At 65.9% G+C, this 14,422-nt stretch carries 13 protein-coding genes; 8 read left to right on the top strand and 5 right to left on the bottom strand.

Annotation, left to right across the window (positions count from 1 at the left end; all coding sequences use genetic code 11):
- The first annotated feature begins 57 nt into the window (after positions 1-57).
- From AB0L64_RS40035 to AB0L64_RS40025, 3 genes are read left to right on the top strand one after another with little or no spacing between them, the layout of a single operon-like run.
- Positions 58-654, top strand: a complete 597-nt coding sequence (locus AB0L64_RS40035; protein ID WP_363718198.1) for a (2Fe-2S)-binding protein — start codon at positions 58-60, stop codon at positions 652-654.
- Complete coding sequence (locus tag AB0L64_RS40030) at positions 624-1,511, top strand: xanthine dehydrogenase family protein subunit M (RefSeq protein WP_363718197.1); 888 nt, start codon at positions 624-626, stop codon at positions 1,509-1,511. The genes AB0L64_RS40035 and AB0L64_RS40030 overlap by 31 nt, the downstream gene beginning before the upstream one ends.
- Positions 1,508-3,787 carry a xanthine dehydrogenase family protein molybdopterin-binding subunit gene (locus AB0L64_RS40025; RefSeq protein WP_363718196.1) on the top strand — a complete coding sequence of 760 codons (2,280 nt, stop codon included), beginning with the start codon at positions 1,508-1,510 and terminating at the stop codon, positions 3,785-3,787. Before AB0L64_RS40030 ends, AB0L64_RS40025 begins: the two co-directional genes overlap by 4 nt.
- Positions 3,788-3,814: 27 nt before the next feature.
- Here the strand turns inward: AB0L64_RS40025 and AB0L64_RS40020 are convergent, their stop codons facing one another.
- Positions 3,815-4,471, bottom strand: coding sequence for a PadR family transcriptional regulator (locus AB0L64_RS40020; protein ID WP_359933948.1), 657 nt, complete (start codon positions 4,469-4,471; stop codon positions 3,815-3,817).
- 146 nt (positions 4,472-4,617) lie between these two features.
- Here AB0L64_RS40020 and AB0L64_RS40015 point away from each other — a divergent pair, with 146 nt between their 5' ends.
- Complete coding sequence (locus AB0L64_RS40015) at positions 4,618-5,712, top strand: mandelate racemase/muconate lactonizing enzyme family protein (RefSeq protein ID WP_363718195.1); 1,095 nt, start codon at positions 4,618-4,620, stop codon at positions 5,710-5,712.
- 6 nt (positions 5,713-5,718) lie between these two features.
- Positions 5,719-7,068 carry a dihydroorotase family protein gene (locus AB0L64_RS40010; protein ID WP_363718194.1) on the top strand — a complete coding sequence of 450 codons (1,350 nt, stop codon included), beginning with the start codon at positions 5,719-5,721 and terminating at the stop codon, positions 7,066-7,068.
- A 69-nt stretch (positions 7,069-7,137) separates the two neighbouring features.
- On the opposite strand, the gene AB0L64_RS40005 is transcribed toward AB0L64_RS40010, so the two are convergent.
- Both AB0L64_RS40005 and AB0L64_RS40000 read right to left on the bottom strand, forming a co-directional pair.
- Positions 7,138-8,049 carry an alpha/beta hydrolase gene (locus AB0L64_RS40005; RefSeq protein WP_363718193.1) on the bottom strand — a complete coding sequence of 304 codons (912 nt, stop codon included), beginning with the start codon at positions 8,047-8,049 and terminating at the stop codon, positions 7,138-7,140.
- A gap of 422 nt (positions 8,050-8,471) precedes the next feature.
- On the bottom strand, positions 8,472-10,595 hold the full coding sequence (locus AB0L64_RS40000) for a molybdopterin-dependent oxidoreductase (RefSeq protein ID WP_363718192.1): 2,124 nt from the start codon (positions 10,593-10,595) through the stop codon (positions 8,472-8,474).
- Positions 10,596-10,817: 222 nt separating this feature from the next.
- Here AB0L64_RS40000 and AB0L64_RS39995 point away from each other — a divergent pair, with 222 nt between their 5' ends.
- Complete coding sequence (locus tag AB0L64_RS39995) at positions 10,818-11,312, top strand: hypothetical protein (protein WP_363718191.1); 495 nt, start codon at positions 10,818-10,820, stop codon at positions 11,310-11,312.
- On the opposite strand, the gene AB0L64_RS39990 is transcribed toward AB0L64_RS39995, so the two are convergent.
- Complete coding sequence (locus tag AB0L64_RS39990) at positions 11,309-11,932, bottom strand: TetR/AcrR family transcriptional regulator (RefSeq protein ID WP_363718190.1); 624 nt, start codon at positions 11,930-11,932, stop codon at positions 11,309-11,311. The two genes, AB0L64_RS39995 and AB0L64_RS39990, sit on opposite strands and share 4 nt — an antisense overlap.
- A 190-nt stretch (positions 11,933-12,122) precedes the next feature.
- Here AB0L64_RS39990 and AB0L64_RS39985 point away from each other — a divergent pair, with 190 nt between their 5' ends.
- Together AB0L64_RS39985 and AB0L64_RS39980 are read left to right on the top strand one after the other, a co-directional pair.
- Positions 12,123-12,758, top strand: coding sequence for a hypothetical protein (locus AB0L64_RS39985; protein WP_363718189.1), 636 nt, complete (start codon positions 12,123-12,125; stop codon positions 12,756-12,758).
- A 9-nt stretch (positions 12,759-12,767) separates the two neighbouring features.
- The gene (locus AB0L64_RS39980; protein WP_363718188.1) at positions 12,768-13,088 is read left to right on the top strand and encodes a hypothetical protein; all 321 of its coding nucleotides are present in this window, start codon (positions 12,768-12,770) and stop codon (positions 13,086-13,088) included.
- Between the two features lie 542 nt (positions 13,089-13,630).
- On the opposite strand, the gene AB0L64_RS39975 is transcribed toward AB0L64_RS39980, so the two are convergent.
- On the bottom strand, positions 13,631-14,422 hold a 792-nt coding region (locus tag AB0L64_RS39975; protein WP_363718187.1), incomplete at its 5' end, for an NAD(P)H-binding protein.

Here is a 14,422-nt window from a genome sequence, read left to right as displayed (position 1 = left end):
CGGGATCGCAGCGCCACAGCGACGGCCGCAGGCCTGACAACGAGAGAAGGATGCACCATGGGAAGTGAATCGCGGAGCACGCTCGACCGCTGGCTCGAGCCGGATGAATCGGTCGTGGTCTCGGTCGAACTGAATGGAGCGACGGTCTCCTTGGAGACGTCGGGGCGTCGTACGCTCGCGGACTCGCTCCGGGGTGAAGGCCTGACAGGCACACATCTCGGTTGCGAGCACGGCGTCTGCGGATCCTGCACGGTGTTGCTGGACGGCTCGCCGGTCCGATCCTGCCTCATGCTGGCTGTCCAGGCCGACGGCCGGTCCGTCGAGACCGTCGAAGGTCTTGTGACCGATCATGACCTCAGTCCGTTGCAACGGTTGTTCGATGCCGGTGGCGCGCTGCAATGCGGCTTCTGCACCCCGGGTTTCCTGATGCTCGCCACAGGCATCCTGCGCCGAGACCCCGCCGCTGACCGGGAGAAGATCGCCGAACGTCTCACGGCGAACGTCTGTAGATGTACCGGCGGAGAACCGATCCTGCGTGCGGTGCTGGCGGCTCAGCAGGAATTGCTGTGCAACACGCGACCCAGCAACACGCCTGAACCGGCCGAACAGGTCGGTGCCGAGTGGTGCGGATCCGACGGGCCGGCGGCGAGATGAAGACGCCGCCGTTCGCCTATGCCCGTGCGAGGGAACTCGATGAGGCGCTCGAGATGCTCGACGACGCCGGCGAGGATGCGAAGCTGCTCGCCGGCGGCCAGAGCCTGGTCCCGCTGCTGGCCTACCGGTTGGCACGACCCACCCACCTGGTCGACATTGGCCGCCTCGAGGGCCTCGACGGACTTCGAGAAGACGACGACGGGTTGACCGTTGGCGCGTTGGTTACCCATGCGAAGCTAGAGAGCCATGTCGGCCTGCCGTCGCGATGGCAGGCCCTGACCGAAGCGGCCGCCCTGATCGGGCACTATCCGATCAGGGTCCGAGGGACCATCGGAGGCAGCCTCGCCCATGCCGATCCTGCGGCGGAGCTGCCGGTAGTGGCCATGGCCCTGGGTGCCGACTTGTTGGTCCGATCGGTCGACGGTGATCGAGAGGTCCCAGTCGAGGACTTCCTGTACGGACCGTTCATGACGGTTCTCGAGCCCAACGAGATGGTTGTCGGTGTCAGGTTCCGTCCAGCGGACACCGCACGCCGTTCGGTCTTCGACGAGTTCAGCACACGGCACGGCGATTTCGCCTTCGCCATGACTGCCGTGGCGGGGACGTTCAGGGACGGCGTCGTCCGCGATCTGCGGATCGCCATTGGGGCCGTCGGCCCGGTTCCAGTTCGCGTCCGCGCGGCGGAGTCGGCGCTCGAGGGGTCGGACCTGTCCACGGCGGACATCGCCGCTGCGGCGCGCCTGGCGATGGAGGGGTGCGACCCTGCCGGCGACGCGCGCGCCAGTGGTGAGTTCCGTCGTGAACTGATTGAGGTGCTCGTCGATCGCGCGCTGCGACGGTTGAGGGAGAAGTCATGAGGGAGGCGGGACACGAGCGACTGATCGGTCGTTCGATCGGGCGACGGGGCAACGATCTCTTGCTGACCGGAGCAGCGCAGTACGTGGCTGATCTCGCGTTCGGGAACGAGGTGTCCGCCCGAGTCGTCCGGAGCAACGTCGCGCACGGCACGATCATCAGCATCGACGTCGGTGAGGCGCTGGCCGTCCCCGGCGTACTTGCGGTGATCACCGCCGAGGATCTGCCCGACGTGCGGATCCCGATCCGGCTTCCGCTGTTCGAGTCGCCGGAGGCGAACCAGGTGCTGCAGCCGCCGTTGGCCCGCGGAGTGGTGCGCTACGTCGGGGAACCGATCGCTGTGGTGGTGGCCGAGGACGCGTACCTGGCTGAAGACGCCGCGGAGCTGGTGGAGGTCGATATCGAGGATCTGGACCCTGTCGTCACGATCCAGAGCGCGCTGGCTCCCGACGCACCGATCATCGACACCGCGTACGGCCGGAACACCGTCAGCACGATCCATCTCGTCCACGGTGAAGCAGATGCGTTGTTCGCCCAGGCCGATGTCGTGGTGCGCGAGACGATCGCGGTGCACCGGTCGACCGCGGTGCCGCTGGAGACGCGCGGACTGATCGGCGAGCCCGACCCCGCGACAGGCGTTCTGACCATATGGGGTGCAGCCAAGGTCAAGCACTTCACCCGGCAGGCGTTGGCTGGGATGCTCGGCATCGATGAGGCGCGGCTGCGCATGGTCGAGGTCGCGGTCGGCGGTGGGTTCGGGGTCCGGGGTGAGCCGTACCCCGAGGACTTCCTGGTGGCCTTCCTCGCGCTCCGGCTCGGACGGCCGGTGAAATGGATCGAGGACCGATCCGAGCATTTCGTCGCCACGAATCACGCCAGGGAGCAGATTCACGAACTGGAAATCGCGGCGACCAAGGACGGGCGGCTGCTCGCCTTCCGGGACCGGGCGTGGTGCGACCACGGGGGCTATGTCCGGTCCCAGGGCATCCTGCCCGAGCTCCTGCCGGCTCTGCACATCGCCGGACCGTATCGCTGGGAAGCCTTCGCAGTGACCTCAACGGGCGTTCTCACCAACAAGACGCCGGTCGGAACCTTCCGCGGTCCGGGAATGACCGAGGCGACCTACGTTCGCGAACGCCTCCTCGATCGTGTTGCCGCGGAACTGGATCTCGATCCGGCGGAATTACGGCGACGCAATCTCATCCCCGCTGCGGCGATGCCTTTCGAGTTCTCGCTAACGCCCGACTCGACGGCGGTGGCGCCGATCAGGTACGAGAGCGGAGACTTTCGGGCAGGCTTGGAGATGCTCCTGGATCGGGCCGACTATGCGGAGCTCAAGGCGGAGCGCGCCGCACGCCGGGCACGGGGCGAGGCCGTCGGGATCGGCATGGCGACGTTTGTGGAAGTCGGCGGCATCGGGCCGTTCGAGGAGGCCGTGATCACAACGACCTCCGACGGGATTGTCGTCCATGTCGGTGTCGGATCGCTCGGGCAGGGCGTGGAGACTGTGTTGTCGCAGATCGCGGCGGACGCGCTCGGGATGCCGATGGAAGCGATCACGATCGACCTGAGAGACACCGACGGCGTGCCGCAGGGCTTCGGCTCGTTCGCGAGCCGTTCGACCGTGCTCGCCGGCAATGCCATCGTCCTGGCGGCCGAGCAGTTGCTCGGCCAGGCGAGTCTGGAGCTGGGCGCCTCGATCGACGACGTGCGCATCATCGACGGTTCGGTCGTCGGCCCGGATGGCAGGACGCTTGCGCTGCACAAGCTGGGACCGGCGCGAGGCCGATTCGACAAGCCACTTCCGAGCTTCTCGTTCGGGGGAGCGCTCTGCCTGGTGGCCGTCGAGACTTCCACCGGCCGGGTCAAGGTTCTGCGCCATCTGGTGCTCCACGATGTCGGCCGGGCGATCAATCCTGCCCTTCTCCACGGCCAGCTCGCCGGCGCCGCCGCTCAGGGCATCGGCAGCGTGCTGCTGGAAGAGCTGATGTACGACGAGCAGGGTCAGCCGCTGTCGACGTCGTTCGCGGACTACCTGTTGCCGACATCGGGAGAGCTGCCCAGGATCGAGACCGTGGTGATGGAGAAGCCGACCTCGGCCAACCCGCTCGGCATCAAGGGCGGTGGTGAGTCCGGGATGGTCGGAACGCCCGCTGCTGTAGCGAACGCCGTAGCCGATGCCCTCGGCATCGGAACGGCCGAGCTGCCGGCGACGCCGCTCACGCCCGACCGCATCCGCGCCTTCCTCCGCGGTCGAGGCACGGATGCAGCGCGATGACCCCGCCCCAAGGGCAGGCGGTTGAGATCAGCTTGGCGCCGGCTTCCTGCGACGGCTCTTGCCGGTGAGCGCCGGTGCTGCCGTGCCCCAGAGTGCAACTCCACGACGCTCCATGTCATCGAGCAGCGCCAAGCCTTCTTCCGCCCACGCGATCTCGCACTTCGCCTTGGCGACCTCGCCCCGGAACGCGAATCTCCGGAAGGCCACGATCGCCTCGTGCTCGCTGCTCGGACGATCGGCGAGCCGCTTGATCAGTAGCGGGACCTGGCGCGTCTCGACGTCGCTGACCATCTGCTCCCAGTCGTGCAGTGCTCTGGTGTAGAAGTTGAGATGCTCCTGCAGCTGTCGCCGCGCAGCCTCGTACGTGGCGAACTCGAAGTGGGCGGCGCGGAGCCGGTACTGGTCACGTTCCGGTGGATGCACCGCCAGTTCGTTGGACCAGCGGCGTAGCTCCTCGAGTCCTTCCTCCTTCACCGCGTAGACCCGCTTTGTCGCGCGCTGGCCGCGCGGGACCTCTGCCACCTCGAGCAGGCCCTCGCTCTCCATCCGGCGCAGCTCGGGGTAGATCTGGCTGTGCGGCGCGTTCCAGACGTACGCGACGCTGCCGTCGAAGTACTTGACCAGCTCGTAGCCGGTCATCGGCTCCGCAGTCAGAAGCGCCAGCAGTGCGTGCCGCAGCGACATCGAACGATCCTTTCAGTACCTGCATACGTTTCGGTCAGCCTATCCACGTCGCCCTGCTTGCCGCAGATGACAGCGCCTGTGAGGCTGTGCAATATTTAGGTATCGCCATACGTATTGATGTTACTACTCTCGAGAGGTGCTGTCGCATGGTTGCCGCTACCCGGATCGCTGAGGTCGCCACGGATTTCCTGTCCATCCCGCTGGAGCGACCCCTGGTGACGGCTGCTTTCCCGATCCCTGCGATCGATACGGCCTTGGTCCGGGTCCGGACGGACGGGGGACACGAGGGCGTCGGCTGGAGCTTCGCCTTCGGCCGAGGAAGGGTCGCGTCTGTCATCCGCATGGTCCAGGACCTTGCTGAGCTGATCGTGGGGGAGGACGCCGAACTGACCGGGCGGAACTGGCAGCGAATGAGCAATGCGGTCGGATTCGTCGGTCGCCGCGGCGTCGCTGCCCTGGCGATGTCCGCCCTGGACACCGCGTGCTGGGACATCGTCGGCCAGGCCGCCGGCCGACCGATCCATCGACTCCTGGGCGCGCATCGCGATCAAGTCGAGGCGTATGCGAGTCAAGGGCTGTGGCTGGACCGGTCTCGCGACGAGTTGGCTACCGAAGCCGCAGAGCTGGCAGCCGCCGGTTTCAAGGCTGTGAAGATGCGCGCCGGCCTACCCGACGAGGACGAGGATGTAGCTCGTGTGGCCGCGGTGCGGGCAGCGATCGGTCCGGACATCAAGCTCATGGTCGACGCCAACCAGGCATGGACCCTCAAGCAGACCATCCGGATGGCGGACCGGCTCGCACCGTTCGACCTGCTGTGGCTGGAGGAGCCGATGCGCCACGATCTGGTCGACGACTACACCGCCGCAACGGCCAGGCTCCCAATGCCTTTATGCACCGGCGAATCGCAGTACTTCAAGGACGAGCTGCTGACCCTGGTACAGCGCCGGTCGACCGACTATCTGATGCCCGATCTGATGCGGATGGGCGGTGTCACCGAGTGGCTCAAGGTCGCCCATGTGGCCGAGGCCTACGGGCTGCCGGTTACACCGCACCTTTTCATGGAGCACTCCGCATCGCTGGCTGCGGCTTGCCCAAACGTTGTCTGGCAGGAGTACCAGCCGTGGTGGCAGCCGCTCATGGACAAACCGGTAGAACTCGTGGACGGCTGCATCGCACTGCCTGACCAACCCGGATTTGGGATCAGCCTGTCCCAGTCCGCAGTCGACCGCTTCAGGATCTGACGCGAGATGGCAGCGGACCTCGTCATCAGCGGCGGCAGCGTCGTCACGTCACGCGGGCAACAGCGTCTCGATGTTGCTATCTCGGGCGGGCGGATTGACCGGATCGGACCACCAGGCGTGCTCGAGGCCCGCCGGTTCGTCGACGCCGGCGGCCTGGTGCTCCTGCCTGGAGGCGTCGACAGCCACGTGCACCTGATGGATCCCGGCAGCACCGATCGGGAGGACTTCCCGAGCGGAACGAGGGCTGCCGCGTGCGCAGGCACTACGACGGTCATCGAGCATTCACACGGGCATCCGGTCCGGACTGTCAACGATCTGGAAGCGAAGCTCGACCACCTGGGCGGAAGATCCAACGTCGATTTCGCGCTTGCGGCGCACGCCTGGCCGGGTGACGAGTCCGCGAAGGTCCGGCTTTGGCAGGCGGGAATCGCCTTCTTCAAGGTCTTTACCTGCACCACCCACGGAGTCCCCGGACATGACGTAGCGGCCCTGCGACGTCACCTTCGTACGACCGCGGACATAGGAGCCGTCAGCCTGATTCACTGCGAGGACGAATCGCTCACCGCCTCAGCCGAGTCGCTGTTGCGTGCGGCCGATCGCCACGATCCGGGCCTGGTCCTGGAGTGGCGCGATCGCGACGCCGAGGTTGTGGCGGCGGCGGTGACCGCTCTCCTCGTACGTCGTACCGGTGCCAAGGCCTGCATCGCTCATGTTAGTCACGCCGAGGTCGCGGAGTACCTCAGCGCCGAGCGGGCGCGGGGCGCCGGCCTGTTCGCGGAGACGTGCCCGCAGTACCTGTTGCTGCGCGAGAACGAAATCCACGAGCACGGCCCGTTCCGCAAGTTCACGCCACCGGCGCGCAACCGGACAGCCGCGGACGAGGCGGAGCAATGGCAGCAATTGCGGGACGGGCGGATCACGCATGTATCCTCCGACCACGCACCGTCGACGGCCGACCAGAAGACGAGCGGTGACATCTGGGATGTGCACTTCGGTCTGCCGGGGCTGGATACGACGATGCCACTGCTGCTCGACGCCGCGGTGAGGGGCCGGCTCGCCTACGAAGACGTTGCCAGGTTGTACGCCGAGGTACCCGCGAGGCTCTACGGCCTCTGGCCCAGGAAGGGCGGCATCGCACCCGGATTCGACGCGGACATCGTCTTCTTCGACCCGTCGCCGACTCGCACGGTTCGCAACGAGGATGTGCTGTCGAAGGCCGGCTGGACGCCGTTCGAGGGAAGGACGGTCCAGGGGCGAGTCGTGCGGACGTTGCTGCGCGGTGAGGTTGTCAGTGAGGACGGTGCCCCTGTCGACGCCCGCTCCGGCGAGTTCATCTCAGGCGCCGGCCGGCGCTGATCGGCCGCTCATGGCACTTCGGCGGCGGTATGAGCTTGATGGTGCTGACAGTGCCGGCCTGCAGAGGCGTCAATCGGTGTGACTGAACGCCTGGTTGAGGAAGTTCGCGGCATCGACGATCGCCTGGGCTCCCCCCTGGAGAATCCCATGCATCGCAAAGAACCCGTGCACCATACCGTCGTACCGAATTTGCTTCGTCGGCACCGAGGCGTCGGACAACTTGTCCGCATACATCTCACCTTCGTCCCTCAACGGGTCGAACTCGGCGGTGATCACCAGAGCGGGCGGCAATCCGGCGAAATCACTGGCAAGGAGAGGCGAAGCAAGGGGATGCAGGCCGTCGGCCGGATCGGCCAGGTAATGCTGCCAGTACCAGTCGACAGAGGTCTTGTTGAACAGGTGCGGGTCGTTGCCGCGTCGCATCGAAGGTGTGTCTGAGCCGTACATCGTGTTCGGGTACACCAGCAACTGAGCTGCCAGCGAAGGACCCTCCTCCCGTGCGAGGTGGGTGACAGCCGCCGCCAGGTTGGCCCCCGCACTGTCGCCTCCGACCGCGATCCGTTTCGGGTCGGCCATGACCTCTTTGGAGTGCTCGCCGATCCACCGAGCCGCGGCATGGCAGTCGTGCACGGCGACGGGGAACTTGTGCTCAGGAGCGAGCCGATAGCCGACCGTGATCACCTGGCACGGAGCCGCGTTGGCGAGCCGTCGGGCGATGCCGTCCGCGGTGTCGATGCTGCCTAGCGTCCAGCCACCTCCGAAGAAGTAGATGAGGGTGGGGAAGGGCGCGTCACCGGCCGGCCGATAGATCCGCACGGGCAGTTCACCCCCTGGACCGGGCACAGTGCGGTCGATCACCTCGTGGACCGGTTCTGGGTTCCCGGCAGCGGCCCGGACCGACTCCAGATCGGCGATGCGTGCTTCGGCCACCGTCTGGGTGTACAACTGCGGTGCGTTGGCGGCCGCACGCGCGGCACGCATTGTCTCCACCTGTGGATCAAGTGACATTGCGGTTCACCTTCGCCATCGATCCTGCGTCGACTCAGCGGACGGATTGTTCGTGATGCCAGGCAGCTTAGCCAGGATGCTGTCTTGGATCGGCGCCAGCAGCAGCGCGATCGAAGCGAGCAGCGCCGGTGCCGACCGGTCAGGTAACGAGTTCGTGGACGCTTGGCGTCGAGCACCTTCGTGATGGTCGAGGCGACGTCCTGCGGCGGGCCCCGGGGCTTGGCGAGCCGCCCGCATTGGCCGCCATCGTGCTGAACCGTCCGCCGGGGGAGGTTTGATCAAGACCAAACCAGGATGTCCAAGGTGAGAGCGGCAGCACCGCCTGGGGCGGCGCCACCTCCGCCGGCGAGATGAACCGTTGCGTGGAAGTACTGCCTGCGATGCTTGCCCGGGCATCACGGCGTACCGCCTTCCACCTGGGTGGCGGCCGTCACGGTTACGGGAACTCCGTTGAGGACGGCCGTGCCGGCCAGTTCATCGAAGAGACCCGGATCGGTGAGGTCGTTGGCACTCTCGCCAGGCACCTTCGTCGCCACCGTGAGGCGAACGCCCGGGCGGGCATGACCGAAGCCGTGAGGAAGGCTGACGACGCCCGGCATGATGTCATCGGTGGCGACCACCTCGACGTCGACTGCGCCGACGGCCGAGGAGACCCGGACCCGGTGGCCGTCGTTGAGGCCGCGCTCCTCAAGGTCGCGGGGGTTCATGAGCAGCTGATGCCGTGCCCGGCCTTTCACCAGCCGCGCCGAGTTGTGCATCCAGGAGTTGTTGCTGCGGAGATGGCGCCGGCCGACCAGCACCAGACCTTGATCGCGACGATGCTCGAAGAGGTGCGATCGGACCAGCGGGAGTTCGTCGAGGAACAGTCTGGGCGCCAGATCGATCCGCTTGGAGTGGGTACGCAGACGTCTGGGCAGCGACGGTGCGAGGGCACCGAGATCGATGCCGCCTGGCTGCTTGCCCAGCCTGCGGACACTGAGACGGTAAGGGCCGATCCGCAGGCCGATGTCGACGATTCGCCGAGGCGTCAGCCGCAGGGCACCGAGAACCATCATGATCCGCACGGTCTTCCGCAGCTTCGCTTTCCGGGCATAGACCCGACCGAGGTCGCGGAAGATCTCCCAGTCGTGGCGCGCGTCGTCAGGCTTCGGTAGCACTGCATCGTTCCACCTGGCCGTGTTCCGGACCGCGAACTGGTGGAACAGAAGGTCGTAATGCTCCCGTTCGAACAGCGGCGTAGGCGGCAGGATGACATCGGCGTGGCGCGTCGTCTCGTTGATGTACGGGTCGATCGCGACCATGAAATCGAGAGTGCGGAGGGCATCGTCGAGACGCTTCCCATTGGGTGTAGACAGGACCGGGTTTCCGGCAATCGTCACCATCGCACGGATCTGGCCGTTGCCCGGTGCCAGGATCTCGTCGGCGATCGTTGCCGAGGGCAGCTCACCGCCGAACTCCGGGAGTCCTCGCACACGACTGTGGTAGGTGCCCAGGTGACCTGGCCCGGCGCCCCGCAGTGTGTCGACGGCGGGTCTGGGAATCATGGTTCCACCAGGCCGGTCCAGATTCCCGGTCAGGATGTTGAGTACCTGGATGGCCCACTGGCACACCGCGCCGAAACGCTGCGTCGAGACACCGATCCGCCCGTAGCACGCGGCGCGCTCGGCGGCAGCGAAGTCTCGCGCCACCTGACGGATGACCTCGGCGTCGATCCCGGTCACTGCTGCGGCTCGTTCCGGATGCCATTCCGCCACGGCGTTGCGGACCGCATCTACGCCATCGACATACGCGGCGGTCCTGGTCTGGCCGCCGGCGAGCACCTGATGAATCAGGGCGAGGAGGAAGGCGGCATCCGTCCCGGCCCGGATGAAGTGGTGCTCATCAGCGACAGTTGCCGTCTCGGTCCGGCGGGGGTCGACCACGACGACCCGGCCGCCCCTGGCCTGAATCGCGCGCAGCCGGCGGCCGATGCCGGGCGCTGTCATGATGCTGCCGTTGGACGCGAGCGGGTTGGCGCCGAGCATCAGCAGGTACGACGTCCGGTCGATGTCCGGCACAGGGATCATGTATTGGTGTCCGTACAGCAGGCGCGCCGCCAGCATGTGGGGCAACTGGTCGAGTGAGGTGGCGCTGAATTTGTTGCGAGTCGACAGCAGGTCGACGAATGCCGGCATGTGCGTCAGTGCGCCGAGGCTGTGCACGTTCGGATTGCCCTGGTAGATGCCGATGGCATCTTTCCCGTGTTGGCGCTGAACATCGGCCAACGTGGTCGCGACCAACTCGATCGCATCGGGCCAGCTCATCTCGGCCCAGCCGTCGGCGGTCCGGCGTACCGGATGCTGCAGGCGATCCGGGTCCTCCTGCAGGTCGCGAAGAGCGACAGCTTTGGGGCAGATGTGTCCCTTCGACAGCAGGTCAGACTCGTCACCGCGGATATCGGTGGCGCGGCCGTTCTCGACGGTCACGAGCACACCGCAGATCGCTTCGCACAGATTGCAGGATGTTCGCTTGACGGTCATCAGGCCTCCGAAGGTCGTCAGTTCAATCAGAAAGTACGTCGGTCGTCGGCCGCGAACTATCCGTCAATCGACCGGCATCAGACCGGCGGCCGGTGGCCGGGGACGTTGGTCGGACGTGGACTTCTAATAGCTTCACAAATAGGTATGATGATACCTATGCAGAGGAGGATTCAACCATCCGGACTCGAGGGATGGCGATGGCGACGTGCTGCACGCGCCGCGGTGGAAGCCGAACTGCCGGAGTCGGGTTTGACGTACCGTCTCGACGGATGGATGCCACAGCGGACCGGACTGCCGATGGACGTGGTGGTCGTCGGCCAGGAAGGCGTCCGGGCCTGGCTGTTTCCGCGAAGGATCGACGTGCCGATGGGCTACAACATCGAAGGGATCGTGGATCGGGCAACAGTGGTCGTGCCGGAGCGCGAGGTCGGGGGAGTGCTCGAAGCCCTGCCGACCGCCATCGGCATCTCGACGGTCGGTCTGATCGCCGGCAAGGGGGCGCTCTTGCAGATTCGTGCGCCGGCCCCACTTTCCATCTGGAATGTCAGCGCCTTGGGAGAACTCCTGACGCGCGATCAGCTGGCCCTGGTGCTGACCGACCTCGGCCGCGCAGTCTCTCCCTTCGCGTTGCGCGGAGAGTTGCTCGCCGAGCTTCTGGAGATGCTCCCGCCGGCAGCCGCGCGGCATTGTGTGCTCGCCGCGATCGTCAGTATCTAGGCAGGCCCGAGCCTGACTCGCTCCTTCGCCGTGCCGGTCAACGCCTGCAGGCCGGCAAGGTGGCCGCTGGGCGATACGTCATCCAGCACGCACCGCTGCATCATGTACCCCATGAGCAAGCCGAGCAGGGTGTCGGCGACGCCATCGGGCGTGGCTGTGCGGTCTACGATCCGATCCTTTCGCGCCTTGCGAACTGCATCTGCTAAGAGCTTCCGGGCAGTGTGGAGGCTGTCCATCACCAACGAGCGGACTCCCTCGTCATGTGTGGCCTCGGCCCAGACGTGCACGGCCAGCTGGGATACGCGTGTACCGCCTTGCTCGAGAACCTCCACCTCATTCAGCAATGCGCCGAACAGGGCGTCCACAGTCGGCTTCGGTGAACTCGTGAGAGTTCGCCGCAGCAGGACCTCTAGCTGTCTCATGACGTCCTTGGTGACTGCGGCCACGAGCTCCTCCTTGCTCGCAAAATAGCCGTAGATGCCGCCGGAAGACATCCCGGACTCCTCGACGACATCCAGCATCACCAGCTTCTGGAAGCCGACGTCAGTTATGCGGCGGCCGGCGGCCCGGATCAGATGGAGACGCTGCTCGGCTTTGTAGTCAGCACTGACCTTGGGCACGACTCAACGTAGAACCGTCGATCGTTCTCCGTCCAGCAGTACTGGTCAGATGACAGATCCCCTTGCCATAGGCCCCAATCTATTGTCCGTCTCAGCAGCACCGAGAACCCGGGCGAATCGCCTTGTTCTGCGCACTATTTCCACGAAGAGGAGAACTATGGTCGACCTCCCGAGCAGTCCACTCGCTGATGTGGATCCGGTCTTCGAGCAGATGGCCCTGGAGACCGGGTCGCGCACCTTCGGGCTGAGTGGCACCTCCGTCCGTGAGAAGTTCCTGCAACTGTTCGCCCACGATGTGTGCCGTCTCAACCTAGGCATGGCGTTCCGCATGCACGTGATGGCGGCGACGACGATGCATGGCGTGCCGTACGCCGATGTCCTGGCGGTCATCCGCTTCGTCGCACCGTACTCGGGCTATCCAGCTGCCGCCGACGCACTCGGCAGGCTGCCCGAGATCGTCAGGAACCTGGGACTGGACACCGACGTCCCAGCTGACGCAGCGCTCGACTCCGTCGATGCCGGCCGGCCGGGACAACCCGACTCGGCGCCGGCCAGCGCCGATGCGTGGCTGACAGGGTTCGTCATGTCTCGCGTCGGCAGATCCTGGTCGGAGGAGCGGCTGTCGATCCGCGAACGGGCATTCGTCGCGATGACCACTGACGTGTGCTTCCAGACCTTGGGGAGCACGTTCGAGCGTCATGTGCGGATCGCACAGAACGACGGCGTGCCGGACGACGACATCCGTGACGCCATCCGGTTCACCGCCGAGCTCGGCATCGTCAGAACGGTCAACGCCCTGGAAGAACTCGAAAAGATCCTCGGATAGGAGTCGCGAATGTACGCTGTCATCTACCGCTACGAGACCAATGAAAAGTCTGTCGCGTCGATCATGCAATCGGTGAGCTCCGACTTCGCCAACCGTATTCCCGCACAGATCGGAAGCCTGCTCTACACCGCCATCGACACGGGCGACGGTACTGCGACGACCATCGTGCTGTATTCCGACAAGGAAGCAGCTGAACGCGGGATGAAGGTCAGTACCCAGGTACGGGACTTACTGAACGCCACCTACGGCATCACAGAGAAGGAACGGATCCAGGGCGAGGTCCTGGTGAGCCGGGCAACCGAGGAGATCACCGAGCGCATCGACCCATAACGATGTTCCCAACCAGGTAAAGGGGTGGTCAGGCCCGTCTCGTCCTGACCGCCCGTACTGACGCCTCACGTACGAGGCCGTGGCGAACGCCGTAGCTGAGACCCCTCCGGAGGATGCACGGCCGATACATGCTACGCAATCACCCGGTGAGACAGTGCTGGAAGACTGGTGCAACCAAGTCGACCAACTGGTCGAGCGTGGACACCAACGGAGCCGTCCGCCGGGCGAAGGTCTCGCGGATTCGCCGGCACCATAGGCGTGCATGGGCGGGCGCTCTCGGACGGCAGACCGACGGGCCCACACACGGTGCTGTGTGGGCCATCGCATCCGAGCACATAGTGGGCGTTGGTCTAGGTCTCACCAGCCGCCGCACGGACGGTCGCCGTGGCTTTGCCAACATCCTGCACCACGCCGATTACCTGGCCCCCCATCTCGACCCGGACACCGAGCGACTCGAGGCATCGTGTGAAGGCGGACATCTACGCCACGGCCGGCGAGGTCTCCTGCGGCGCCCTGGCCGGCCTGCTCGTCGTCTCCAGCCGTTACGTGACCGTCTGCCTGTTTGTCGAAGGCCCGTACTTCTCCGTGAGGTACTGCTTCCAGGTGATGTGTCCGGTCCGCTCGTTGGTTGTGACGCTGCCGTTGCGGAAGCCCTTGCCCAGTTTGCCTGGGATCCTGACGTGCAGGATCGGCTGGGCTGTGCCGCGGACCGCCTGCCACTGCCGGATCACCTGATCGAATCCCAGAATCTCGGGACCGCCGCACTCCTCGACTTCGGCGCTAGGCCCGTCGAGCAGGCGATGGGTGATGCGTTTGGCCACGTCTCGGACATCGATCGGCTGGCCGAGCACCCCGCGATCACTGATCATCAGGGGCAGCCGGGACATTTTGGCGATGGCCTGGTCGACGAAGTCGTGGAACTGCGTGGAGCGGATGATCGACCACGGCACGGGCGAGTGCCGGATGATGGTCTCGGCTCGCACCTTGGTGCCGAAGTATCCCCACGGGACGAGATTGGCGCCGACGATCGAGGTGTACACGACATGCTTCACGCCGCCGGCCGCCGCGGCGGTCAGGAGCCTCTGAGTGCCGCTGAGCTCGACCTCGTCGGTATATCCGCGTTGATACGGGGCCGACGCCAGATGCACGATGGCGTGCACGCCGTCAACGGCTGCATCCAGGCCGGTTCCCTCGGTGAGATCCGCGAGTACCGGTTCGACCTCCGGCCATCGACGGACACGGCGACTCATCGCGGCGACGGTGTGCCCGTTGGTCAGCAGATCCGACACGACGGCCCGGCCGAGCATCCCGGTCGCACCGGTTACCAGAACTCG

This window comes from Kribbella sp. NPDC051936 (genome assembly GCF_040680955.1).
Classification (GTDB): domain Bacteria; phylum Actinomycetota; class Actinomycetes; order Propionibacteriales; family Kribbellaceae; genus Kribbella.
The sequence above is the reverse complement of the archived record's forward strand: the minus strand, read 5'-3'. Positions and strand labels throughout refer to the sequence as shown.

Bases quoted from the DNA above. Each gene is read 5' to 3' on its own strand.
- AB0L64_RS40005 (WP_363718193.1), bottom strand. From the start codon at position 8,049: ATGCGTGCCGCGCGTGCGGCCGCCAACGCACCGCAGTTGTACACCCAG.
- AB0L64_RS40000 (WP_363718192.1), bottom strand. From the start codon at position 10,595: ATGACCGTCAAGCGAACATCCTGCAATCTGTGCGAAGCGATCTGCGGT.
- AB0L64_RS40035 (WP_363718198.1), top strand. From the start codon at position 58: ATGGGAAGTGAATCGCGGAGCACGCTCGACCGCTGGCTCGAGCCGGAT.
- AB0L64_RS40015 (WP_363718195.1), top strand. From the start codon at position 4,618: ATGGTTGCCGCTACCCGGATCGCTGAGGTCGCCACGGATTTCCTGTCC.
- AB0L64_RS39980 (WP_363718188.1), top strand. From the start codon at position 12,768: ATGTACGCTGTCATCTACCGCTACGAGACCAATGAAAAGTCTGTCGCG.
- AB0L64_RS40010 (WP_363718194.1), top strand. From the start codon at position 5,719: ATGGCAGCGGACCTCGTCATCAGCGGCGGCAGCGTCGTCACGTCACGC.
- AB0L64_RS40025 (WP_363718196.1), top strand. From the start codon at position 1,508: ATGAGGGAGGCGGGACACGAGCGACTGATCGGTCGTTCGATCGGGCGA.
- AB0L64_RS40020 (WP_359933948.1), bottom strand. From the start codon at position 4,471: ATGTCGCTGCGGCACGCACTGCTGGCGCTTCTGACTGCGGAGCCGATG.